Origin of the sequence: Comamonas sp. NyZ500 (assembly GCF_016772095.1) — a bacterium.
Classification (GTDB): domain Bacteria; phylum Pseudomonadota; class Gammaproteobacteria; order Burkholderiales; family Burkholderiaceae_C; genus Comamonas; species Comamonas thiooxydans.
Genome location: NZ_JAEIJE010000001.1, coordinates 357206 through 381035, shown reverse-complemented (window position 1 = coordinate 381035; position 23830 = coordinate 357206). Strand labels below are relative to the sequence as shown.

Annotated in this window: 19 protein-coding genes; 10 read left to right on the top strand and 9 right to left on the bottom strand. The window is 64.1% G+C overall.

Features of this window, described 5'->3' with window-relative positions; all coding sequences use genetic code 11:
• The first annotated feature begins 34 nt into the window (after positions 1 to 34).
• A complete protein-coding gene (locus JAO85_RS01715; protein WP_039048727.1) occupies positions 35 to 817 on the top strand; it encodes a 3-hydroxybutyrate dehydrogenase in 783 nt (260 codons plus the stop codon).
• A gap of 144 nt (positions 818 to 961) precedes the next feature.
• Here JAO85_RS01715 and JAO85_RS01710 read toward each other — a convergent pair whose 3' ends face one another.
• The gene (locus JAO85_RS01710) at positions 962 to 1711 is read right to left on the bottom strand and encodes an SIMPL domain-containing protein (RefSeq protein ID WP_202787306.1); all 750 of its coding nucleotides are present in this window, start codon (positions 1709 to 1711) and stop codon (positions 962 to 964) included.
• Between the two features lie 313 nt (positions 1712 to 2024).
• On the opposite strand from JAO85_RS01710, the gene ompR reads away from it, so the two are divergent.
• The 3 genes from ompR to JAO85_RS01695 all read left to right on the top strand — a co-directional run bounded on the left by ompR (position 2025) and on the right by JAO85_RS01695 (position 4903).
• Positions 2025 to 2756: a two-component system response regulator OmpR gene (gene ompR / locus JAO85_RS01705; protein WP_003055820.1), complete on the top strand. Its 732-nt coding sequence runs from the start codon at positions 2025 to 2027 to the stop codon at positions 2754 to 2756.
• A gap of 188 nt (positions 2757 to 2944) precedes the next feature.
• Positions 2945 to 4447: a sensor histidine kinase gene (locus JAO85_RS01700; RefSeq protein ID WP_034363318.1), complete on the top strand. Its 1503-nt coding sequence runs from the start codon at positions 2945 to 2947 to the stop codon at positions 4445 to 4447.
• Between the two features lie 60 nt (positions 4448 to 4507).
• Complete coding sequence (locus JAO85_RS01695) at positions 4508 to 4903, top strand: GFA family protein (RefSeq protein ID WP_039048571.1); 396 nt, start codon at positions 4508 to 4510, stop codon at positions 4901 to 4903.
• 34 nt (positions 4904 to 4937) lie between these two features.
• Here the strand turns inward: JAO85_RS01695 and ispF are convergent, their stop codons facing one another.
• Both ispF and ispD read right to left on the bottom strand, forming a co-directional pair.
• Positions 4938 to 5420: a 2-C-methyl-D-erythritol 2,4-cyclodiphosphate synthase gene (ispF, locus tag JAO85_RS01690; protein WP_039048570.1), complete on the bottom strand. Its 483-nt coding sequence runs from the start codon at positions 5418 to 5420 to the stop codon at positions 4938 to 4940.
• A gap of 122 nt (positions 5421 to 5542) precedes the next feature.
• Positions 5543 to 6310 carry a 2-C-methyl-D-erythritol 4-phosphate cytidylyltransferase gene (gene ispD, locus JAO85_RS01685; protein WP_202787507.1) on the bottom strand — a complete coding sequence of 256 codons (768 nt, stop codon included), beginning with the start codon at positions 6308 to 6310 and terminating at the stop codon, positions 5543 to 5545.
• A gap of 276 nt (positions 6311 to 6586) precedes the next feature.
• Between ispD and mfd the strand changes: the two genes are divergently transcribed.
• The 6 genes from mfd to JAO85_RS01655 all read left to right on the top strand — a co-directional run bounded on the left by mfd (position 6587) and on the right by JAO85_RS01655 (position 14437).
• Positions 6587 to 10078, top strand: a complete 3492-nt coding sequence (gene mfd, locus JAO85_RS01680) for a transcription-repair coupling factor (RefSeq protein ID WP_202787305.1) — start codon at positions 6587 to 6589, stop codon at positions 10076 to 10078.
• Between the two features lie 90 nt (positions 10079 to 10168).
• Complete coding sequence (locus JAO85_RS01675; protein ID WP_034407906.1) at positions 10169 to 10840, top strand: hypothetical protein; 672 nt, start codon at positions 10169 to 10171, stop codon at positions 10838 to 10840.
• 167 nt (positions 10841 to 11007) lie between these two features.
• Positions 11008 to 12030 carry a tripartite tricarboxylate transporter substrate binding protein gene (locus JAO85_RS01670; protein WP_054074058.1) on the top strand — a complete coding sequence of 341 codons (1023 nt, stop codon included), beginning with the start codon at positions 11008 to 11010 and terminating at the stop codon, positions 12028 to 12030.
• Positions 12031 to 12185: 155 nt separating this feature from the next.
• A complete protein-coding gene (serB, locus tag JAO85_RS01665) occupies positions 12186 to 12899 on the top strand; it encodes a phosphoserine phosphatase SerB (RefSeq protein ID WP_054074057.1) in 714 nt (237 codons plus the stop codon).
• A gap of 143 nt (positions 12900 to 13042) precedes the next feature.
• Positions 13043 to 13600: an NADPH-dependent FMN reductase gene (locus tag JAO85_RS01660; RefSeq protein WP_202787304.1), complete on the top strand. Its 558-nt coding sequence runs from the start codon at positions 13043 to 13045 to the stop codon at positions 13598 to 13600.
• 315 nt (positions 13601 to 13915) lie between these two features.
• Positions 13916 to 14437 (top strand): hypothetical protein, encoded by a 522-nt coding sequence (locus JAO85_RS01655; protein ID WP_054074056.1) that lies wholly within the window; start codon positions 13916 to 13918, stop codon positions 14435 to 14437.
• Positions 14438 to 14779: 342 nt separating this feature from the next.
• Here the strand turns inward: JAO85_RS01655 and JAO85_RS01650 are convergent, their stop codons facing one another.
• From JAO85_RS01650 to JAO85_RS01625, 6 genes are all read right to left on the bottom strand, one after another.
• On the bottom strand, positions 14780 to 15124 hold the full coding sequence (locus tag JAO85_RS01650) for a DUF3325 domain-containing protein (protein ID WP_202787303.1): 345 nt from the start codon (positions 15122 to 15124) through the stop codon (positions 14780 to 14782).
• Positions 15121 to 16791, bottom strand: a complete 1671-nt coding sequence (locus tag JAO85_RS01645) for a PepSY domain-containing protein (RefSeq protein ID WP_202787302.1) — start codon at positions 16789 to 16791, stop codon at positions 15121 to 15123. The genes JAO85_RS01650 and JAO85_RS01645 overlap by 4 nt, the downstream gene beginning before the upstream one ends.
• A 2-nt stretch (positions 16792 to 16793) precedes the next feature.
• The gene (locus JAO85_RS01640) at positions 16794 to 17072 is read right to left on the bottom strand and encodes a DUF3649 domain-containing protein (protein WP_202787301.1); all 279 of its coding nucleotides are present in this window, start codon (positions 17070 to 17072) and stop codon (positions 16794 to 16796) included.
• A gap of 164 nt (positions 17073 to 17236) precedes the next feature.
• Positions 17237 to 19639 (bottom strand): TonB-dependent siderophore receptor, encoded by a 2403-nt coding sequence (locus JAO85_RS01635; RefSeq protein WP_202787300.1) that lies wholly within the window; start codon positions 19637 to 19639, stop codon positions 17237 to 17239.
• A 118-nt stretch (positions 19640 to 19757) separates the two neighbouring features.
• On the bottom strand, positions 19758 to 21125 hold the full coding sequence (locus JAO85_RS01630) for a sigma-70 family RNA polymerase sigma factor (protein WP_202787299.1): 1368 nt from the start codon (positions 21123 to 21125) through the stop codon (positions 19758 to 19760).
• 238 nt (positions 21126 to 21363) lie between these two features.
• Positions 21364 to 23805, bottom strand: coding sequence for a TonB-dependent siderophore receptor (locus JAO85_RS01625; protein ID WP_237734658.1), 2442 nt, complete (start codon positions 23803 to 23805; stop codon positions 21364 to 21366).
• Positions 23806 to 23830: the final 25 nt, after the last annotated feature.

Here is a 23830-nt window from a genome sequence, read left to right as displayed (position 1 = left end):
CGCATCGTAATTCATTCGGAGACCTTGTATGTCCATGTTGAAAGGCAAAACCGCTCTCGTGACGGGATCGACCAGCGGAATCGGCCTAGGTATCGCAATCGCTCTGGCGCGCCAGGGTGCCAATATCGTGCTCAACGGCTTTGGCGATGTCGAAGCACCACGCGCCCAGGTGCTTGATGCCGGCAAAGCAGCCGGTATCGAAGTCGGCTACCACGGAGCGGACATGAGCAAGGCCGCCGACATTGAAGCCATGATGAAATACGCCGCCGCCGAATTCGGCCGCGTCGACATCCTGGTCAACAACGCCGGCATTCAGCATGTGGCCAAGGTGCAGGACTTCCCCGTGGAGAAGTGGGATGCCATCCTCGCCATCAACCTGAGCAGCGCCTTCCACACCACGCGCCTGGCCCTGCCCGCCATGCAGCAGGCCAACTGGGGCCGCATCATCAATGTGGCCTCGGTACACGGCCTGGTCGGCTCGGCCGAAAAATCGGCTTATGTCGCCGCCAAGCACGGCATCGTCGGCCTGACCAAGGTGACGGCGCTGGAAAACGCCACCACCGGCGTGACCTGCAACGCCATCTGCCCCGGCTGGGTGCTGACGCCGCTGGTACAAAAGCAGGTGGATGCCAAGGCTGCCGCCCAAGGCATCAGCAATGAAGACGCCACCAGGCAGTTGCTGGGAGAAAAAGAGCCTTCGATGCAGTTCACCACGCCCGAAGAGCTGGGCGAGCTGGCTGTCTTCTTCTGCTCGGCCGCGGCCAACAATGTGCGCGGCGTGGCATGGAATATGGACGGCGGCTGGGCCGCACAATAAAAGCCGCTCGACTCCGGCGAACACGTCTATCAATTAGATAGCATCTAGCGCTTGCCAGAAAACATATGTAGCATCAAATCATGATGAAAATCAAAAAGGAGCAGCGCAAGCTGCTCCTTTTTTATACACGCGACGCGGATCCTATCACTGCATCTGAATCGAGCCACCGACGCTGACCGTCACCTCGGTACGATCCGCCTCCACCGGCACGGGCGCGGCATCCGCATAGCTGGCCTTGGCCATGCTCATCATGCGCGGGCGAGGCATGGGATGCCCGCCGCCGCCGCTGCTGCTCACATTGACCTCGCGCAGGCTGTAACCCGCAAAACCAAAGCTCTTGGAGATGGCCGCAGCACGCTGGCGGAAACTCTCGATCGCCTTGGCCTGGGCTTCGCCCTCCACCTTTTCCCGTGCTTCGCGCGAGAGGCCGAAGCTCATGCTGGCCAGCGCCATGTCCTGCACCTTGGCCGCTGCCTGAGTGATGCGCACGAAGTCGCGCCCCTGCAGCACGATCTCTGCCTGGCCCTGCCAGCCTTCGATCTTGCCGTTGTTGCCATAACGCGGCGAGATGGAGAAATTACCGGTGCTCAACTCCATCTGCCGACCTTGCGCATCGTTACGCAGCGTGGTCATGGCGGACTCCACGATCTTTTGCAGCTGGGACTGAACGGACGCGGCATCGCGGCCATCCTTGCTGGCCGACAGGGTTGCCGTCATCCAGTCCTGCTTGACCTCCACGGTTCCCTGAGCCGACAGCTGCACCACATTGGCAGGTCTATGCATATCACGCGCGGCGCCCTGGGCCCATACATTGCCGCCAGCGCAGGCCGCAGCCAGCGCAAGTGCGGCAGCCGCGGCGCGAGAGGAAGAGGAAGACTTGGAAAATTGATTCATGCGGTTCACCCTTGTAAGTAAATCAGGCCATGCAGATACACATGCATTTCACCATTGCGCAAAGTCGCTGCAGCGCAGCATGTCAGCCCAGAGTGTGACTTTATGTACGAATACTCCACATTCGACACACCAACAGAACAAACACTGAAACAATAGTGCAGAATACTCTTGAAAAGTTCCTCATGAAACATTTATTGTTCCATTAATAAACGCAACAATCGTAACAAGTAGCAAGACTTGAGCTTGTTTTGCTGGATTTTTTTGATCTAGCGATAACAATGGGCCAGTTACAAATAAATCGACAAGGACGATCATGGCAACGACGAACAACCGTACTGACAAGATCCTCGTGGTGGATGACGATGCACGCATCCGCGACCTGCTGCGCCGCTATCTGACGCAGGAAGGCTTCGAGATCATGATTGCCGAGGACGGCAAGGCGCTCAACCGCATCCTGCTGCGCGAGACTGTCGACCTGATCGTGCTGGATCTGATGATGCCCGGCGAGGATGGCCTGTCCATCTGCCGCCGCCTGCGCTCCGCCAATGACCGCACTCCCATCATCATGCTGACCGCCAAGGGCGAGGATGTGGACCGCATCGTGGGCCTGGAAGTGGGCGCCGACGACTATCTGGGCAAGCCTTTCAACCCCCGCGAACTGCTGGCCCGCATTCATGCCGTGCTGCGCCGCCGCCCGCCTCAGGAAGCACCGGGCGCGCCTTCGGGCGACAACGAGGTGGTGACCTTTGGCCCCTTCACCTTCGACCTGGGCACTCGCGTGCTGCAAAAGAATGGCGAGGAGTTGCCACTCACCACCGGCGAATTCGCCATGCTCAAGGCCCTGGTGCGCCACCCGCGCCAGCCTCTGTCTCGCGAAAAGCTGGCCCTGCTGGCCCGTGGCCGCGAATTCGAGCCGTTCGACCGCAGCCTGGACGTGCAGGTTTCCCGCCTGCGCAAGCTGATCGAGGAAGACGCTGCCGCACCACGCTATATCCAGACCGTCTGGGGCGTGGGCTATGTGTTCGTACCCGATGGCATGAACTGATTCTGCCCGCCTCCATCGCAACAAGCCGCCCGCTGCGCGGCTTGTTGCGCTTGGGTACCGGCCCATAGGGCCCATAAGTCAAGCTCTTTCAACAACCACCAGTAGATAGACACTTTTTGGACAAACCGTAACCCGCGTCGCCCATATTGGGCGTACCCTCGGGCCCAGTTATTTCCGCATTGCTGTTCATGAGCGCTTTTCACCATCCGCCGCCCGACGCCACCAGCCCCGTTCCTCTGGAGTACGAGCGGCGCAGCACAGCTCGCTCCCCTGTGGGGCTGAACCTGTTCTGGCGTACTTTCTGCCTGCTGGCCCTGCTGCTGGTGGGCAGCATTCTGGCCTGGCTGCAGACATTGCGGGCACTGGATTTCGAGCCACGCACGCTGCAGACGGCCAAGCAAGTGGCCTCTTTGGTCAATCTGAGCCGCGCTGCCCTCGAGCATTCGGATGCGATCAACCGCGTCTCCCTGATCAAGACCATGGCCGACCAGGAAGGCGTGCGCATTCTGCCCCGCGAGCCCGGCGACTCCTTCGAGCTGCTGGAGCAAAACGCCCTTGGCCAGAAGCTGACCGAGGAGCTGACCACCCGCCTGGGCTACGGCACCGTGGTGGCGCGCAGCGTCAACGGAGAGCCCGGCCTGTGGGTTGGCTTCACCATCAACGGCGACCGCAACTGGATGCTGATGGACCAGTCGCGCTTCACTCCCGCCAGCGGCCAGACCTGGCTGATCTGGCTGATCACGGCCGCCCTGCTCTCGCTCATCGGCGCGGCCGCCATCGCCCGCCTGATCAACCGGCCACTCAAACAACTGTCCTATGCAGCCAACCGCGTGCGGGAGGGCGACTTCGACGCCAGCCAGCTCGACGAGGAAGCCGTGACCAGCGAAATCCGCGAAGTCAATATAGGCTTCAACCGCATGGCGCAGAAGCTGGCCAAGCTGGAGCAGGACCGCGCCGTGATGCTGGCCGGCATCTCCCACGACCTGCGCACGCCGCTGGCGCGGCTGCGTCTGGAAACCGAGATGAGCGTCTATGACGATGTGGCGCGCGAGCATATGGTGGCCGACATCGTTCAACTGGACGCCACCATCGACAAATTCCTGGATTACGCCCGCCCCGATCATCGCGTCATGCTCAGCCCCGTGGATCTGCACGCCGTGGTTGCCTCCTGCGTCTATGCCGTGCAGGACCACCGTGAGCTGCAGATCACCATGAACGTGCCCGAAGACCTCTACGTCATGGCCGATGAGGTGGAGCTGGCGCGTGTCATCTCCAACCTCTTCGAGAATGCACGCCGCTATGGCAAGACCCCGTCCACCGACACCACCGAGGTGGACGTGGTTGCCAAGGAAAGCGAGAAATGGGTGGTTATCCGCATCCGCGACCATGGCAAGGGCGTGCCGGCCGAGCAACTGGCCAATCTGACCCAGCCCTTCTTCCGCGGCGACACGGCGCGCACGGCGGCCGCAGGTGCAGGCCTGGGTCTGTCCATCGTGGACAAGACGGTGCAGCGCATGGGCGGCATGTTTGCCCTGTCCAATTCATCGACAGGCGGCCTGGTCGCCCATCTGCAGTTGCAGCGCGCCATGGGCGTGACGGCCGGTGCGGCGCCCGAACAGCGCCTGCAGCGCCCCCAGGTCAAGCGCAATCTGCCGCGCGACAAGAAAGACGATGAGACCATGGAAGACTGAATCTGCCCGCCTCATTGCACAATCGGCATCGCCTTTCAACCATCTGCCGGAGAGCTCACCATGCAAGCCCGATGCCTGTGCAAAGCCGTTCTCGTCACCGCGCCCGACACCCAAGAAGTTCATGTCTGCCACTGCAGCATGTGTCGGCGCTGGGGAGAAGGCCCAGCCTTCACCCTGCATGGCGGCACGGCGGTGCAGACCAGCGGCCCCGTCACGCGCTATGCCTCCTCGCCCTGGGCGGAGCGCGCCTTCTGCAGCAGCTGCGGCACCCACCTCTTCTACCGCCTGCTGGCAAGCAACGAGCATTTTCTGTCTGCCGGGCTGTTTCAGGATGCCCAGGGACTGACACTGGCACAGCAGATCTATATCGACGAAAAGCCCGACTATTACGCGCTAGCCAACGACACCCCGACCCTGACCGGGGCCGAGGTCCAAGCCCTCTACGGCGATTCATGACCGGCTTTCGCAGCGGCCATTGCGCCGAACGTGGCTAGGCAGTCCGTACCAGCAAGGCCACGGCACGAGCCTCCATGGCCTGCTGCTGACCCACAGGCCCCAGCTTCTCGGCCGTCTTGGCCTTGACGTTGACCTGTTCCACATCCAGCGCCAGCACCTGGGCAATGCGTTCGCGCATCTTCTCGATATGGGGTGCCAGCTTGGGCGCCTGAGCCACGATGGTGCTGTCGATATTGCCGATCTCGAAGCCCTTGGCACGCACGCGCCTGGCAGCCTCGGCCAGCAGCACGGCCGAGTCGGCCCCCTTGAACTGCGCGTCGGTGTCCGAGAAATGGCGGCCGATATCGCCCAGAGCCGCAGCGCCGAACAGCGCATCGGTGATCGCGTGCAGCAGCACGTCGGCATCCGAATGACCGAGCAAGCCCAGGCTATGAGGCACTTCGACTCCGCCGAGAATCAGCTTGCGTCCAGGAACCAGGGCATGCACATCCCAGCCCTCACCAATACGAAAATTCATAAAAATCCTTGTCAAACCCTTGCTCAGAAAGCGCAAGCAGCTATCAAATTAAATACTATCTGTGCCAATCCGACCCGGACATAGCCTTGCCCGTCGCCAAGCCCTGTCGATGGCGAATCCGTCTAGCCACGCGCCTTGCGCTGCAGCAGCACGGCCTCGGCCAGCGCGAAGTCGTCGGGGTAGGTCACCTTGAAGTTCTGCGCACCGCCCGGCACCAATCTCGGTGAGTGACCGGCCAGTTCCATGGCGCTGGCTTCATCGGTCACGGCAGCGCCCGCCGCCTGCAGCGCAGCCAGCAAGGCTGCGATACGGAACATCTGCGGCGTCTGAGCCAGCCATTTGTCACTGCGCTCCACCGTCTGCGCCACACGCGCCGGGCCTGCAGCAGCGGCCTGCTGCTTGAGGGTGTCGGGCAGTTTCAGCGCCAGCAGTCCACCCACCGCATCCGGCAGGCAGGCATCTATCAAGGCATTGACCTGCGCCGATGCGACCAGACAGCGCGCCGCGTCATGCACCAGCACCCAGTCCTCGGCGCTGGCTCCCATGCGCAGCAACTCCTGCAGGCCGTTGCTCACAGTCTCGGCACGGGTGGCTCCGCCACAGGCAGCAATGCTGAGCCGGGCCTCCGTGGCGCGCTCGTGCCAGAAGCCATCGGAAGCAGAGACCACCAGCAGCACACGGTGCATGCGCTGCACCGCCAACATGGCGGCCAGCGTGTGCATGACCATGGGCTGGCCCGCAACACTCTGGTATTGCTTGGGCAGCTCTGGGGCCGGGGAGTCTGCGGCAATGGCGCGCAGACCGACGCCCGCGCAGGGAATCAGCCCCCAGCAGCGGGGCGCAGATGCTGGCGATGAAGCCGCCGCAGCGTTTGCCTTGTCATCCGTCATGGACTCAGGCGAGAAAAACCGATCTGTCATGCACAGTATTTTAAAATCACCATTTCATCCGAAAGCTCCTGAGATCCATCGACGAGTTGCTTTCGGCTTGCATCGCCTTGAGGTGTCCCCATTTTGAGTGAATGCGCCGCCAACCATCAGCTCCGCGCTGATTGGGCTGTGAGCCCTGCCTTTGATGGCCGGACTCGCCCGCGTTCAATCTGTCCCCGTTTTTTCGCATCCAGCCCGCTCCTGTGCGTCGCTGCCTGCGTTCGTCTGTGAAAAACCATGCAACTGCCCAAGCTCACCCCCGGTAAACGCTTTCACCTGCCCCGTCCAGTTGGCAGCGCCGACGCGCTGCTGCTGGCCAGGCTGGGCGAGCGCGAAAAGCAGGACGGCCGGGTCACTGCCATCGTCACGGCCGATGCCGCCGACGCCCACCGTCTCATGGAAGAGATGGCCTTCTTCGCCCCCGAGCTGCGCTGCGCATTGTTCCCCGACTGGGAAACCCTGCCCTACGACAGCTTCTCGCCGCACCAGGATCTGATCAGCGAGCGCCTGGCCACGCTGTGGCGCATCAACCAGCGCGACAAGCAGCATGGCGCCGATGTGGTCATCGTGCCCGCCACCACGGCCCTTTATCGTCTGGCTCCACCCTCGTTTCTGGCCGGCTATACCTTTGAATTCAAGCAGGGCCAGAAGCTGGACGAAGCCAAGCTCAAGGCCCAGCTCACGCTGGCGGGCTACCAGCATGTGTCCCAGGTGGTCAGCCATGGCGAATACGCGGTGCGCGGCGGCCTGATCGATCTGTTCCCCATGGGCTCGCTCCAGCCCTACCGCGTGGATCTGTTCGACGACGAGATCGACTCCATCCGCACCTTCGACCCCGACACGCAACGCAGCCTCTACCCCGTACCCGAAGTGCGCCTGCTGCCGGGCCGCGAATTCCCTATGGACGAGGAGGCGCGCGCCAAGTTCCGCAGCCGCTGGCGCGAGCTGCTAGAAGGCGACCCCACGCGCAGCCGCATCTACAAGGACATGGGTGCCGGCATTGCCACGGCCGGCATCGAGTACTACCTGCCCTTGTTCTTTGACGAGACGGCCACGGTCTTTGACTACCTGGGCGATGAGGCCACCGTGGTGCTGCATGGCGATCTGGAGCCGGCCTTCCAGCGCTTCTGGCAGGATACCAAGGACCGCTACCGCCTGGTACAAGGCGACCCCGACCACCCGGCGCTGCCGCCCGAGACGCTGTTTCTCAGCGCCGACCAGTTCTATACCCGCAGCAAGGAACATGCCCAGCTGGCCTTGCGCCCGGGCACCGAAGATGTGGCCGACAGCGCCATCTTCCAGAAGCTAGAAGACCTTTCCGTGCTGCGCGGAGCCGATGACCCGCTGGCCAAGCTGCAAAAACATATAGCATCCAGTGCAAGCCGGGTCTTGCTTCTGGCCGAATCCGATGGCAGGCGCGAGAGCCTGCTCGACTTTTTCCGTGCCTCGGGTGTCAACCCGCCCGTGTTCGATTCGCTGGCCGAGTTCCAGGCCGATGCCACGGAAAAGGTCGGCATCGCCACCTCCAGCCTGATGACGGGCTTTGCCTGGGTCGAGGAAGGCCTGGACTTCGTCACCGAAACCGAGCTGTTCGCCAGCAGCCCCACAGGCCGCCGTCGCCGCCGCCAGGAGCAGGTCAGCGATGTGGAGGCCCTGATCAAGGACCTGTCCGAGCTCAAGGTGGGAGACCCCATCGTTCATGCCGACCACGGCATAGGCCGCTATCGCGGGCTGATCAATATGGACATGGGCCAGAAGAACACTGACGGCACGCCCGCACTGCAGGAGTTTCTGCATCTGGAATATGCGGCCGATGCCGTGCTCTATGTGCCCGTCAGCCAGTTGCACCTGATCAGCCGCTACACCGGCGTCTCGCCCGACGATGCGCCGCTGCACAAGCTGGGCGGCACGCAATGGGAAAAAGCCAAGCGCAAGGCCGCCGAACAGGTGCGCGACTCGGCCGCCGAGCTGCTCAATATCTACGCCCGCCGCGCCGCGCGCCAGGGCCATGCCTTCCGCTTCCCCACGGCCGACTACGAGCAGTTTGTGGCCGACTTCGGCTTCGAGGAAACGGCCGACCAGCGCGCCGCCATCCACGCCGTGGTGCAGGACATGATCAGCCCCCAGCCCATGGACCGCCTGGTCTGTGGCGATGTGGGCTTCGGCAAGACCGAGGTCGCGCTGCGTGCAGCCTTTGTGGCAGCCATGGGCGGCAAGCAAGTCGCCTTCCTCGCCCCCACCACGCTGCTGGCCGAGCAGCATTACCAGACCCTGGTGGACCGCTTCTCCAAATGGCCGATCAAGGTGGCCGAGGTGTCGCGCTTCCGCTCGGGCAAGGAGATCACGGCAGCCATCAAGGGCATCTCGGACGGTACGGTGGATATCGTGGTCGGCACGCACAAGCTGCTGTCCGAATCCACGCAGTTCAAGAACCTGGGCCTGCTCATCATCGACGAGGAACACCGCTTTGGCGTGCGCCACAAGGAGGCCATGAAGGCCATGCGTGCCGAGGTCGATGTGCTGACACTGACGGCCACCCCGATTCCGCGCACCATGGGCATGGCGCTGGAGGGGCTGCGCGATCTGTCGGTGATCGCCACGGCGCCGCAGCGGCGTCTGGCCATCAAGACCTTTGTGCGCAACGAGGGCACGGGCGTGATTCGCGAAGCCGTGCTGCGCGAGCTCAAGCGCGGCGGACAGATCTACTTCCTGCACAACGAGGTCGAGACCATAGAGAACCGCAAGCAAAAGCTGGAGGAAATCCTGCCCGAGGCCCGCATCGCCGTGGCCCACGGCCAGATGCCCGAGCGCGAGCTGGAACGTGTGATGCGTGATTTCGTGGCCCAGCGCTACAACATATTGCTGTGCTCGACCATCATCGAGACCGGCATCGACGTGCCATCGGCCAACACCATTCTCATCAGCCGCGCCGACAAGTTCGGCCTGGCGCAGCTGCACCAGCTGCGTGGCCGCGTGGGACGCAGCCACCATCAGGCCTATGCCTATCTGATGGTGCCGGACCTGGACGGCCTGACCAAGCAGGCCCAGCAGCGGCTGGAGGCCATCCAGCAGATGGAGGAGCTGGGCTCGGGCTTCTATCTGGCCATGCATGACCTGGAAATCCGTGGCGCCGGCGAGGTGCTGGGCGAAAACCAGAGCGGCAATATGATGGAAGTGGGCTTTCAGCTCTATAACGAGATGCTGTCCGAGGCCGTACGCAGCCTCAAGGCCGGAAAGGAGCCCGATCTGCTCTCACCGCTATCGGCCTCCACCGACATCAATCTGCATGCCCCGGCCCTGCTGCCCAACGACTATTGCGGCGACGTGCATCTGCGCCTGTCGTTCTACAAGAAGCTGGCCACGGCCAAGACGGCCGATCAGATCGATACCCTGCTCGAGGAGATCGTGGATCGTTTCGGCAAGCTGCCGCCCCAGGCCCAGACCCTGATCGACGTGCACCGCCTGCGCGTGCTGAGCCAGCCCTATGGTGTTGTGAAGGTCGATGCCGCTCCTGGCGTGATCAACATCAGCTTCAAGCCCCAGCCGCCGATCGATCCCATGAACATCATTCACCTGATCCAGAAGAACAAGCATATCAAGCTGGCAGGCAACGAGAAGCTGCGCATCGAAAAAGAACTGGAGAACCCCAAGGACCGTGCCCAGATGGTGCGCGATGTGCTGCGCAGCCTGGGCCAGCCGCTCAAGAACGAAACTGCCGCTCATGCCTGACAGGGCTGCTGACAAAGCCAGCAGGGCTATTGAGGCCCTACCGATGCAGACGATGCAAGATGGCGGCAGAACCTGATCTTCCTAGCCCCCATGTTTCTTGAAGCCGCCATTGCCCTGCTGGCCCTGTTGCTAGCCCTGCTCTGCCGCCCCTGGCGCATGCTGGGCAGCCGGGCCGGCCCCGGCGGCATGCATGACCCGATACTGTCGCCTCTGATCACGCCGCTGCTGGCCATTCTGGTGCTGCTGCCCTGGGTCTGGGCACTGCCTGCGCTGCACCAGATGCCGCTGCAGCTGCGCTGGTCTGGTGCACCGCTGGTCGTACTTTTGATAGGCTGGCCGCTTGCAGTACCCGTGCTGCTCTCGGTGGGCGCCATAGCTTTTGCACTGGCTCCTGGCTTGGGACTGGAGGAAGCCCTTGGCATGGTGGTCTGGCAAGGTCTGGTGCCGGCCACGCTGGCCATGCTCTGGGGTGTGGCAGTGCGCCGCTGGTGCTGGCACAACATTTTTGTATTCATTCTTTTGCGCGGCTTTTTGGGCACAGTTCTGTGTCTGTTTGTCGCATCTCTGGTCGGCCAATGGGCAGGCCATGTGCTGCCCAATGTCAACGAAGACCTCTCGCGCATGGCCCGCTGGCTCATGGCCTGGGCCGATGGCGTGACCACCGGCATGCTGACGGCGGTGTTCGTAGTCTTTCGCCCGCACTGGGTGGCCACCTGGTCGGATGCCATATATCTGCAGCCGCCTGGCAATCCTGAAAGCTGAGGCCGTCGAGGCGCATCAGCTCTGCCACTTTCCCGGCAACTGCGCAAACCGCATCTTTCCCATCCGGCAAAACGCCAAGGCAACTGGCACAGGGCTTGCTCATCATCGGGCTATCGCACTGCAGCCATCACCAAGCTGGTGCATATCTTGAGAAAGAGAGGGATCGCATGCTGCTCCAACCCGTCCGCAATATCGCTAACCGCAAAATTCGCCATGCCGCTCATGCCATGGCCCGCTCCGCACTGGCCTGCACACTGGCGGCAGGCTTTGCCGCCACGGCGCAGGCACAGGACGCCTATCCCGAGCGCGCGGTCAAGGTCATAGTCGCGCTGCCCGCAGGAGGCAGCGCCGACATGATTGCCCGAGTCGTGAGTCAAAAGCTGGCCAGCGAACTCAAGCAGCCTTTTGTGGTGGACAACCGCGCCGGTGCCTCGGGCCAGATCGGCACACCGGCCGTGGCACGTTCCGCCCCGGACGGCTATACGCTGATGGTCTCGCCGGCCTCATTCCTGACCACCAACAAGAGCATCTTCAAATCCCTGCCCTATGACCCCGAGGCCGACTTCGCGCCCATCAGCAAGCTGGTGAATCAGCCCATGGTGCTGGTGGTCAAGGACAGGCAGAAATTCCCCAGCGTGGCTGCCGTGGTGGCGGCCGCCAAGGCCGCTCCAGGCAAGCTGACCTTTGCCTCATCCGGCGACGGCAGCCCACAGCATCTGGCCGCGCTGATGTTCGAGACGCGCACCCAGGCCAAGATGCTCCACGTTCCCTACAAAGGCGGTGCGCCGGCCGTCAACGACACACTGGCCGGCAATGTGGACATGCTATTTGCCGTGCTGCCCGAAGCCCTGCCCCATATCCAGGCCGGCAAGCTGCATGCCCTGGCGCTGATGGCACCCAGGCGCGCGGCCATGCTGCCCAACACCCCGACCATGGCCGAAGGCGGTTTTGCCGATCTCAACCTCTCGGCCTGGGTCGGCCTGTTCGCACCGGCCAAGACGCCGCAGCCCGTGATCGACAAGCTCAACCGCGCCGTGCGCGTTGCACTGGACAGCGAGATCAAGACCAAGCTGGGTGAAAACGGCATGGAAGTCGCGCCATCGACGCCCGAGCAGCTCAGGCAGACCGTGGCCCAGGACATCAGACTGCATGCAGAACTGGTCAAGGCCGCCGGCATTCAGCCGCAGTAGGCGCCGCCCAAAGCTGCACCAGGGGGCAGACTCCTGGGTGAATGGCCAGCCGAAGCCCGCCACAACAGCGGATAATGGCGGCCATCTTGAGGAATGGCGCAGACCCGATCTCCGCCATTCCCCTTTCTGCTACCCCCTCATTCGCACGACTCGCAATGACCGACGCCACCGAATTCGCTCCCGGCCTGATGATCCGCGGCTTTACCGCCCCCCAGAAGCTGGCGGACTACAAGCTCATCGCCTTTGATATGGACTCGACGCTGATCACCATCGAGTGCATCGACGAGATCGCCGACGCCACGGGCAAGAAGGCCGAAGTGGCAGCCATCACAGAAGCCACCATGCGCGGCGAAATCACCGACTTCAAGGACAGCCTGCGCCAGCGCGTGGGCAAGCTGGTCGGAGTGACCGAGGCCGACATGGCCCGCGTTCTGGCCGAACGCCTGAAACTCTCGCCGGGTGCCGAGACGCTGGTCAGGGCCGCCAAGGCCGCCGGCCTGAAGGTGCTGCTGGTCTCCGGCGGCTTTACCTACTTTGCCGAGCATGTGCGCGGCCTGCTGGATATCGACTTTGTGCGCGCCAATGTGCTGGAGCTCAAGGACGGTGCACTGACCGGTGGTCTGGTCGAGCAGGCCTGGGGCGATATCTGCGACGGTGCGGAAAAGCGCCGCACCTTGCTGGAAGTGGCCTCGCTGATCGGCATCGATGCCAGCCAGTGCATTGCCGTGGGCGATGGCAGCAACGACATTCCCATGATGCAGGCGGCCGGCCTGTCCGTGGCCTTCCACGCCAAGCCACGCGTGCGCAACGAGGCCAAGGTCGCCATCAACGAGGGCGGTCTGGATCGCCTGCTGGAAGTGCTCCGATAGGCTGAAACAGACCAGCCCAGCACCAAGCCGCGGTCCCTGCTCCCGGGGACCGCGGCTTTTTTGCGTGCGCTGCGGCGCGGCAATCCCCGGCAGCTTTGCTACAGTGCCATGCATCTCCCCCAACCCGGTCGAAAGGTCAGAGCATGAGCCAACTCAGAATCGCCGTCATCGTGGGCAGCCTCAGCAAGCAGTCCATCAACCGCCAGCTCGGCCAGGGCCTGGCCGCACTCATGCAGGACAAGGCCGATTTCGAATTCATCGATATCAGCCGCCTGCCGCTCTACAACCGCGACTTCGACAACACCCCCGATTTCAAGCCCTTCGACGACCTCAAATCCCTGATTCGCGGCTGCAACGGCGTTCTGTTCGTGACGCCCGAATACAACCGCTCCATACCCGCATCGCTCAAGAACGTGCTCGACGGCCTGAGCCGTCCCTATGGCCAGTCCGTCTGGGCAGGACTGCCGGCCGCCGTGATAGGCAGTTCGCCCGGCGCGGCCGCCACGGCCATGGCCCAGCAGCACCTGCGCAATGTGCTGGTGTCGCTGGACATGCCCACCCTGCCCCAACCCGAGGGCTTTGTGCGCTGGTCCGACACGCTGCTCGACGCCGACGGCAAGATCGGCCAGGGCAGCCATGACTTCCTCGTCAAGTACATGACACGCTTTCTCGACTGGGTGCAGTTGCACCAGAAGCGCTAAACCAATCTTCCTCCGGCTCGATAGCATGCCCCGCTCACGTTTCAGGCGCTGCGGGGCACTTCATGACTATTTCCCTGCATTGAAGACTGCTGGAACTTTTGCGCATGCAGAGTGTTCCTACAATAGCGTGCGGCCTCATACATCACACAACATCCGGCCGTCAGGGTCTGAGCCCTGTCCTTTTACGGACAGTTTCAGTTCAGCACCTTGAAAATCCAACCATTGACTTTAAATACCATAGCAAGCAAGCCTGATGCGACAAGCGTCGCCAGGCATGCTGGTTGTCTTCGCTCGTCAGAGTGCAGGCGGCCATCTATGACAACCATGACTGGAAACCATTTCGTGAAGACTTCGTACCGTGCTGCTGCCTCCGTGATTGCCATCGCCATCGCATCGCTGACCGTGCCTTCCCTGGCTCAGGCCAAGCGCATGGGCAGCAGCAAGTCCGTTCGCCCTGCCAGCATCGGCAGCAAGGCGCCCGCTCAGCCCGCACCCGTGGCTCCTGCCGCCGCCGCACCCAAGGCTGCTGCACCTGCCACACCCGCAGCCCCCGCCGCTGCGGCAGCTCCTGCGGCTGCTCCCGCAGCAGCAGCGGCACCTGCCGCTCGTGGCTCCGGCATGATGGGCACCATGGCAGGTGCTGCCGTTGGCGCCGTGGCCGGCACCATGGCTGGCAATGCCATTGCCGGCGCCATGGGTGGCGGCGACAAGGAAGCCGAAGCCAAGAAGGCCAAGGAAGAAGAGGCCAAGAAGGCTGAAGCGGAAGCCGCCGCTCTGCAAAAGAAGCTGGACGAGGCCAAGGCCAAGGCGGAAGCCGCACGCGCGGCCGCCAAGTAATCATCAGCCCGCAACCGGGCTTCAATACAGGCCGGCCAGGAATTCAGACCTACCGGCCTCATTCGAAAAGGGATGCGCTCTGCATCCCTTTTTTCCTTCCTTTTTGCGTGCCTCCGGGTGTTTCCAGCCACCGCAAGCTGCCAGCTACGGTGCATTCCTGGCAGCAGACAAGGTCTGCAACGCAGACCATACACGGCAGCAGGGCATGCCCAGGCCTGTGGACCCATGAGGCTGGCACACGGCGCCTGCCGATTACGCGAAGCTCGGCAAGACACAGAAGGACATGCACGCATCAAGCGTCATCCGCTCGGCACCTGGCGATGATGCGCCGCCAGATCCTTGTCACACGCGCCAGACCCAAGCCAGAGCCGCCGCAGCAACAATGCAGCCAGCAGCAGTGGCCCAGCGGGCGGCGGCGCTGATCAGGGCGACGGCGAGCAGCGCTCCTATCGACAGCCAGCCCAGCCAGACCACGACTCCCACGGAAAAGCCCCAGGCGCGCAGACAGGGCATGACGGCCACCGCCAGCAGCAATGCTCCCGCGCAGCGCAGCAGCCGCGATCGAGCCCGAGAAATCTCCATGGCTCCCGTGAGCTGTTCATGATGACGCTCCATGGCAAAAGCCAGTGCCACCATGCCGGCAAAGGCCAGCGCCAAAGCCAGCACCGAAGCTTGCAAGGCATTCATGCTCCCACCTCCATCTTGACTGCAGGAACACGCCGTGTTGCATCGGCGCCGCGGCGCCTCAGATAAGCCCAGGCCCAGGCGGCAAGCAATCCCAGCGCCACGGCACACAACTCCACACCCGCACTCTCCCAGTCGCCGCGAGCAATCTGGGCCGGCAGGCTGTCCCCTACCGTGATCCAGTTCAGCAGCGGCAGCAGCAGACACAACAGGGCCAGCAGGCCTAGTTGCTCCTGCCATGCCGCGGCGGGTGCACGCACCAGGGCATGCAGCAGCGCCAGACTCCAAAGCCCGAAAAACACCGCCAGCTCCCAACCCGCTCTATGGGACAGCCCGACGGGAACCAGGCGGTTGGCCCACAGATAGCCAATGCAGCCCAGACTCAGACCTGCGATGGCCGCAACATTGAGTCCTTCGACGAGCCGGTACACGCGCGCCGTGGCGCTGCCGAACTCGCCAGCCTGTCGACCCAGATGCTTGCTGCGACGCTTGACCATGAACAGGATGGCCCCGGTTGCCATCATGGCGCTACCGGCCAGCCCGCATAGGAAATACAGCCATTTGAGCGGCTGCCCGCCGAACTCCACCTGGTGCAAACTGCCCATCACCGACTTGGCCATGGAGGCGCCACCACCGTCCACATCACCAGGCTGGCGCAGCTTCAGCACGTCTGCGCTCGCCGCCGAGAACATCACCATGCCTGTCGTGGGGCTCAGGCGCTGCTGCATTTCCTCGTCGCTGTTCCAGCCGTAGACACCGATGCGCGCCGCCGCGTCGCCCGGGTTGTCCACGACCACGGCCCGCACAGGCTGGCCCATCAGCGCCTGACCGCGCAGAGCAAACGGTTCCAGGTCCGGAACAGCCATCGCCCGGCCCGAACGCTCAGGCCTGTCCGACTCGTTGAGCGCCACCACATAGGAGTGCAGCCCCTGGCTGCCCGTACCGAAATAGGCCGCAATGCCGGCCGGCATGAATGTTGACGCGGAGATGGCAATGCCCGTGTAGGCAATCATGATCTGGAACGGCAGCGTCAGCACAGCCACCGCATTGTGGGCATCCAGCCAGCTGCGCTGACCTTTGTGGGCACGAAAGGTGAAGAAATCCTTGAAGATGCGCCTGTGCGTGATGACGCCGCTAACCAACGCCACCAGCATGGCCATGCCGGCAATGCCGACCACCCAAAGTCCCGCCTGCCCCGCATGCAGCCGATAGTGGAAATCCACAAAATGGTGGCCGCCCTGGGTGGCGCGCACGACGCCATGAGCTGGCAGCGGCTGTCCGGTAGCGGAATCCAGCTGTGCCAAGGCGTACTGGCGCTTTTCATCGAACCAGTACACACGCAGGTCGCCGGCTCCCTGGGCATCCGAGGGCCATAGTTCCCACATTTCTGCGCCCGGATGGTGTTTCTCCATGTAGGCCACGCCCCATGCCAGCCGCTGCGCGAGGCCGCCCCCCTGCTGGCCGGCGGCTGCCGCCTGCTCGGCCTCCTCTGCATGGTGCTCGGGCGTCATCCAGTGCGAAATAGGCTCCGCAAAGACCGCCAGCGTACCCGTCAGGAACACCGCGAACAGCAGCCATGAGAACCACAGTCCGCACCAGGTGTGCAGCCAGGCCTGGGCCTGGCGAAAGCCGCCCTGGCCTGCTCCGCCCGCATTTTTACGCTCGGCCATGCTCAAGCTCCTCTAGCCAGCCAGGCCAGCACGACGGTGGGCAGCAGCAGACCCAGCCAGACGCGGCCATGCGACACCGGCGAAAACGCCCAGATCACGGCCAGCACATGCAGCGCAAAACTCCACTGCATGCCCGCCAGCACCGACTCGGCACGCGGCGCGGACAGGACCGTCGCCAGGAATACGGCCAGGACGCTGGCCAGCAGATAGCCGCCGACAACAGCGGCCAGCAGCCGGGAAAGAAGATGAGCGCCCGCAGGGGCGGCGTTGGATGGAGTCATGGGAGGAGGATCGGGATGGTGACCTGGGTAGTTATCGGTTTTTCCTGGGATGGAGCGGGCGCGGGCGCCCTCTCTTCCTGTATGACAAACGAAAACCCCAAAAGGGTCACCCCGCGATGCAGCAGGCGCCCGGCTCCGTGCGCCGGGGCGGCCAGTCCCAAGGCTCAGAACTTGTAGGTCACGCTCAGGCTCACGCTGCGCGGAGCCCCCCATGTGTAGGTGTTGTACCAGTTGAAGATGGTGTAGTAGCGCTTGTCCAGCAGGTTCTTGACGGACAGCGACGCCGACAGCTGCTTGCTGAACTCGTAGCGCGCCATGGCATCCACGATCCAGTAGCCCTTGACGGTATGTGTGACGGTGCCGCCGGCGGGCGTGGAGATGTCGCCCCAGGTCTTGTCCTGCCAGCGCGCGCCGCCGCCCAGGGTCAGGCCGCTGAGGCTGCCGCCCAGCCGGTAACTGCTGTAGAAGCTGAACTGGTTGACTGGCGTGAGCGTGGACACGCGTTCGCTCTGCTGTCGCGCCACGCCATGCGAAAAGCCCGCCTGCAGCTGCCAGGCCGGGGTGAGCTGGCCCGAGACCTCGAACTCGTAGCCGCGCGTCTCCACGCCCTGAACCGCGCGGTAGGCCGTGGCGCCCGTGGGGGTCACGCCGCCGGTTTCCAGGGCGTAGTTGTCTTGCTCCAGCTGGAACACTGCGGCCGAGGCATTGAGCTTGCCGTCCAGGAAGGCGGCCTTGACGCCCAGCTCGTAGTTCTTGCCCTGCAGCGGTGCCAGGGTGCGCCCCTGTTCGTCCTGGGCGGACTGAGGCTTGAAGATGCCCGAATAGCTGGCATAGGCCGAATAGGTGTCGTCGATGTCGTACACGGCCCCCACATAGGGAACGAACACGCCCGACTCCCGCATCTGCTCGGCGCGGTTGGTGTAATTGGACCAGCGCCCGCCGGTGATCAGCTTCAGGTGGTCGCGCAGATTCCAGCGTGCGGTCGCATACAGGCCGCGCTCGCGCGTGGTCTCGTCGTTGGTGAAATCCGGCATCGCTCCCCAGGCCGGAGCGGCCACATCACCTCTCCAGAGATAGTAGTTGTCCACCGTCGTGTCATAGCTGCCGGTATCCCACCAGCCGCGGTTCTTCCAGTGCCGGTTGGTCAGGCTGCCGCCCAGCACCAGTTCATGCTCGCGCCCGCCCAGCCGGAACGGGCCGCTGGCATAGAAGTCGGCCGCATTGCTGGTGGTGCGGCCTATGTACTGCCCCGCCCACATGCTGACGCCCGAGCCGTCGGCGGGATTGGGAAAGCCCGCAGCCGCCGAGCCCAGGTTGGCGTCATAGCCGTTGATCTGCCGGTTCAGCTGCAGCTTGGCCACCCAGCCGCTGTCGAAACTGTGCTCCAGCGTGGCGAAGGCGGTGCGGGTGTACTGCTCCCAGCGGCTCCAGCGCGCACCGTTGTTGAACGAGCGCGGCATGTCGTTGAAGTCCCCGTTGGCATTGAGCAGCGGTATGCCGCCCCAGGTCGAGCCCCTGGGCTTGTTGTCCTGGAAGTCCGCGCCCAGGGTCAGCCGCGTGCGCGGCCCCAGGTCGGCTTCGAGGATGCCGTAGAACACCGAGGCATCGCGGCTGTAATGGTCCAGCTGCGTGTGCCGGTCCTGGCGCGCCGCCATGACCCGGCCGCGCACGCTGCCCGCCTCGTTGAGCGCGCCGCTCAGGTCCAGCTCGCCTCGGTAGCTGCCCCAGCTTCCCGCGCCCAGCGTCGCATGACCCTGGAACTCGCGCGTGGGCTTCTTGCGCACCAGATTGATGGTGGCGCCCGGGTCGCCACTGCCCGTGAGCAGGCCGGTGGCGCCCTTGAGCACCTCGACGCGGTCGTAGATGGAGGTGTCGCTGAGCGTGTTGCCCGCCGAATAACCCGAGTCGCGCAGCATGGGAATGCCGTCGTACTGGAAATTGTTGATGGCAAAACCGCGCGCGTAATAGACCGTGCGCTCGCTGTCGTAGGTGACCACGCTCACCCCGGGCGTGTGCTCCATCACCTCGTCAATGGAGTTGAGCTGGAAGTCGTCCATCTTCTGGCGCGTGACCACGCTCACCGACTGCGGCGTCTCCCGCGGCGTCAGCACCAGCCGCGTGGCAGTGGCAATGGCCCCCGGCGTGTACAGGCCCGAGCCTTCTGTGATCTCTCCAAGCTGGTTGGCCACCACCTTCACCTCGGCCAGCGTGGACGGCTCCGTGCCCGTGGCCGCTGGCACGAGCTGTACGGTGAGCATGCCCTGCTTCACATGCGCTTGCAGGCCACTGCCGCGCAGCAGCGACTCCAGTGCCGCGCCCACATCGCGGTGGCCTTGTACCGCGGGCGCCTGTCGGCCCTGCACCAGCGCCAGATCGAGAGCCAGTTGCAGGCCGGCCTGGCGCGCCAGCTCGTGCAGCGCACCGCCCAGCGGCTGGGCCGCGATGTCAAAAGGCACGGCCTGCGCTGGCGCCTGGGCCCAGGCGGCCTGCAGCGGCATGGCCAGACCCAGGCAGATGGCGGCGTGGGCCAATGGATGGAGACGGAAATGGGGGAGAAGCGGATGCATGCAAGTCGTCCTTGAGTCAGTGATGAGGTCAATACCCGGAGATCACTGTCTTGACGTATGGCACGGCAAACACCCTGAAAAAAACCTGGCCCGCTCACCGCACCAGTTGCGGAGCCGCTCACGGAGCCAGTGCCAGCAGCAGGCCGCCGCCGGGCTGCTGGCGCACCTGCACCGGCAAGGCCCGCGGCAAGGCCCTGACCCATGCATGGGCCTGGGCGATGCGCACGCGCCCGCTCAAAGGAAGGCGCGCGGCCTCGGGGGTAGCCTGCAGCTCAAAAGGCGCATAGCGCCCCAGCCGCTGCAGCGCCTCGCCCAACGTGGTGTCGGCAAACACCAGCTCGCCATCGCGCCAGGCCGCCGCATCCCCGGATGCGGCCTGCGTGCGCACCACCGCGCCTCTCTCCAGGCGCAGCCCCTGGCCCGCGCCCAGCTCATGCGTCTGCCAGGACCGGGCATCCGCGCCAAGCGTCTGCACCTGCACCCGGCCGGAAGCCACCTGCACGGAAACCCGCTGTCCGCTCTGGCCGCCCTCCTCGATGTCCACGCCAAAGCGCGTGCCCAGCACGGTCACCCGCACGCCGGCGGCCTCGACCATGAAAGGCCTCTGCTCGTCGCGGGCCACCTCGAAGAAGGCCGCCCCCTGGACGAGCGTGACCATGCGCCGCGCCGAGAAATACTGCACCCGGGCACTGCTGGCCGCATCCAGCAGCAGGCTCGAGCCGTCGGGCAAGCCGTGGCGCACCTGCTGGCCGCGTGCGCTGCTCCAGCTGGCCTGCCACTGCACATGGGTCTGGCGGTACAGCAGCCACTGCTGCCAGGCGGCAGCGCCGCCCAGCCCCACACCCGCCAGTCCCAGCAAGGCGCCCAGGCTGCGGCGCCGCCCCCCATGGCCCGCACGCTGCGCGTCGGCCGGGCTGCTGCCGCGCCAGCGGTGCAGCGCATCCTCGATGCAGGCATTCGCCTGGATCAGGTCACGCTCCACCGTGTTCAGCGACACGCCCAGGCGCGCCGCGATCTCTGCCTGGCGCACGCCATGCACGCGGTGAGCCACAAAGGCCTTGCGGCTGCGCTCGGGCAGTGCGGCCAGTGCGGTTTCCAGCGCCGCCAGCGCCTGCCGGTACATGACGGACTCGGCCACGTCGGGCGCATGGCTGGGAGCCATTTGCTCGCGCACGGCCTCGGCGTCCAGGTAGCGCCCATGGCGCTGGCGGCGGCGGTGCGCATCCAGGGCCATGTTCTGCGCCATGACGGCCAGATAGGCGGTCGCATCGCGCGGCCCCTGGACAGCGCCGCTGCTGTCGGCAGGCCCGGCCTGTTCAGCCTGAGCAGCCTGCGCATGCTCGGCCAGCCTCAGCCAGGCATCGTGCACGGCATCGCCGGCCTCCTCGCGGCAGCCCGTGCTTCGCGTGGCGGCGCGCAACAGGTCCGCATAGGCCCGCTCGAAGCCCAAGAGCAGCGCGCGGGTGAAGGAGGCTGTCATATCCATAGAACTGGATCATAATTCCACAAATAGGAATCATTCTCAACAACCTCATTTCACCCAGGCTTTTGCACTCAGAATGTGCCGCGCATATGGAACGCAGGAGATTTCAGACCCTAGCACTGGAGCAATAAAACAATAGCTATCCGCACTATCAAATATTTGATTTCAGATATAAAAATATCTGAAATGCAATTGCATCAAGCGATGACAGCTATGGTTATTGATAGCCCCTACCCACCTCTCAGAAGTCGTAGCGCATGCCCACGTTCACACTGCGCGGCGCGCCCCAGGTGTAATAAAGGCCGCCCAGACTGCTGACGCCCGCGAAGTATTTTTTGTCCAGCACATTGTTCAGGTTCAGGCTCAGCGACAGATGCTTGTCGACCTGGTAGCGGGCCATCAGATCCAGCACGGCATAGGACTGCTGCGCCAGTGTGTTGTGGCTGTCGCTGGTTGAGGTCTTGCTTTGCCAGCGAGTGGCCGCGCCCAGCGTCAGGCCACGCAGCGAGCCGTCGTCGAAGCGGTAGGTGCTGCCGAGCTTGAGCTGGTATTTGGGATACTGGCTGGAGCTGGTCAGCGAGCTGTTTTGCTGCACCAGGCTGCCCTGCACCTGCCAGCCGCGCGCCAGTTCACCCGACAGTTCCAGCTCCCAGCCGCGCCGCGTGGCACCGCTGACAGCTCGGTAGGCCATGTCGCCGCCAGGGGTGAAGCCGCCCGACGCCTCGGCCGAGTTGTCGGTCTTCATCCAGAAGTGAGCGATGCTGGCGTTGAGCCGCTTGTCGAAGAACTCGGCCTTGGCCCCGACCTCATAGGTCTTGCCTTGCTCTGGATCAAGGGTGCGCCCCTGTTCATCCTGCGCGCTTTGCGGCTTGAAGATGGTGGCGTAGCTGCCGTACAGCGAAACCTGGGGATGCACTTCGTAGACCAGGCCGGCATAGGGCGTGGTGACGGTTTCGCGCATATCGTAGTTCCACCAGGTGGACGTCACATCATGCTGGCGGTACTGCGTCACGCGCATGCCGGCTATCAGCTGCAGCGGATCTGCGAGACGGAAGCGCCCTGCCGCATAGGCATAGCGCTGGCGCTGGTTGAAGACATGGCGGTCATAGTTCCAGTTGCCGAAGTCGGGCTGGGCCAGCGCGCCGCCGCCCTGGGCGTAACTCAGGCCCAGGTTGGCCAGCGAAACATTCTTCGAGCTGCCATAGAGCAGGCCGCTGTGGTAGCGCGACATGCCCACGCCGGCCAGCAGCTCGTGCGTGCGGCCCAGCAGGGTGAAAGGACCTTTGACGTCGAGATTGACCGACCAGTTGCGGTTTTCCACGTCCTGCCATGGCAGATAGGCAGCGGTGGTGCTGTTCCAGAGATAGCCCAGCTTCATGTCGTCCATCTTCACGCTCTGATGGAAGAACTTCAGGCTTGCCGTCCAGTCATGGGCCAGACGTTGCTCCACGCTGCCGAACAGCTCGGTGCTTTCCTGTTCATAGCCCGACCAGGGTGCACCGTTGTTGAACGAGCGCGGCATCAGCCCCACTTCGGCACCCGCCGCGGTGTAGCGCTGTATGGGTCGGGTCGTGCCGAAGCCGCGTGCCTCGCGCTGGCGCAGCGTGATGCCCAGGTTCAGCAGGGTATCGGGGGTGAGGTCGGCCTCCAGTGTGCCGAACAGCATCTTGCTGTTGCTCTTTTCGTTGTCGCGAAAGCTGCCCGCATCCGTCATGGACGCAACCACGCGGCCGCGCAGCGTCCCCGCCTCGTTGAGCGAGCCGCCTATATCGGCCTGAGCTCGATAGGTATCCCAGCTGCCGGCATTGGCGCGCACGCTGGCCTGGAACTCGCGCGTGGGACGCTTACGGATCAGATTGACGGTGGCGCCATAGCCGCCCTTGCCGACAACCAGTCCCGACGAGCCCTTGAGCACCTCGACACGGTCCATCTCGGCCATATCGTCCAGCGCATACATGGTGCTGGTGACAAAGTACCAGCCGTTGCTGAGCTGGGACATGCCGTCGACCTGCAGATTCACGTCCGAGCCGCGGGCCTGAAAGTCCGTCGCGTTGTTCTGGCGATAGACGCCTATGCCCGGCGTCTGCTCAAGCACATCGGCCAGCGTCTCCAGCTTGAAGTCATCCATGCGCTGGCGTGTCATCACGCTTACCGACTGCGGCGTCTCGCGCAATGTCAGGCCCAGACCCGTTGCCGTGCGGCTGGGCCCCGTCTGGGTGTAGCTGCCCGTACCTTCGGTGGTGCCGCTGCGTTCGGCCTGAGCCGTGACGCGCACTTCGGACAGCGTGCTGCCCTCCTCACTCGAGACGGGCGCCACGGCCTGCCTTTGCAGGGTGTAGCTGCCGCCGTGACGCGGCACCAGCTCCAGCCCGCTGCCAGCCAGCAGGCGCTGCAGTGCCTCGCGCGGCGTATAGCTGCCGGAAAGCACCGGGCTTTGCCGCCCTTGTGTGAGCGCAGGATCGAACGACAGTGCCATGCCGGCCGTGGCCGCCACCTCGGACAACACCCGGCCCAGCGGGCCTGCTTCTATCCGGTAGGCCTGAGCCTGCCCGGCTGCGGGCGGCTCGGCAGCCTGCACGGTGGTCGCCGCCAGCGCCCAGCCCAGCAAGGCAAGCTGCGCGGCGCGCGTAACCGGGCTGATTACAGGATTCGATAGGGAACGGGAGGCCATGGAAGCAGGCATGAAAGACAGTCCTTTGGAAGCAAAA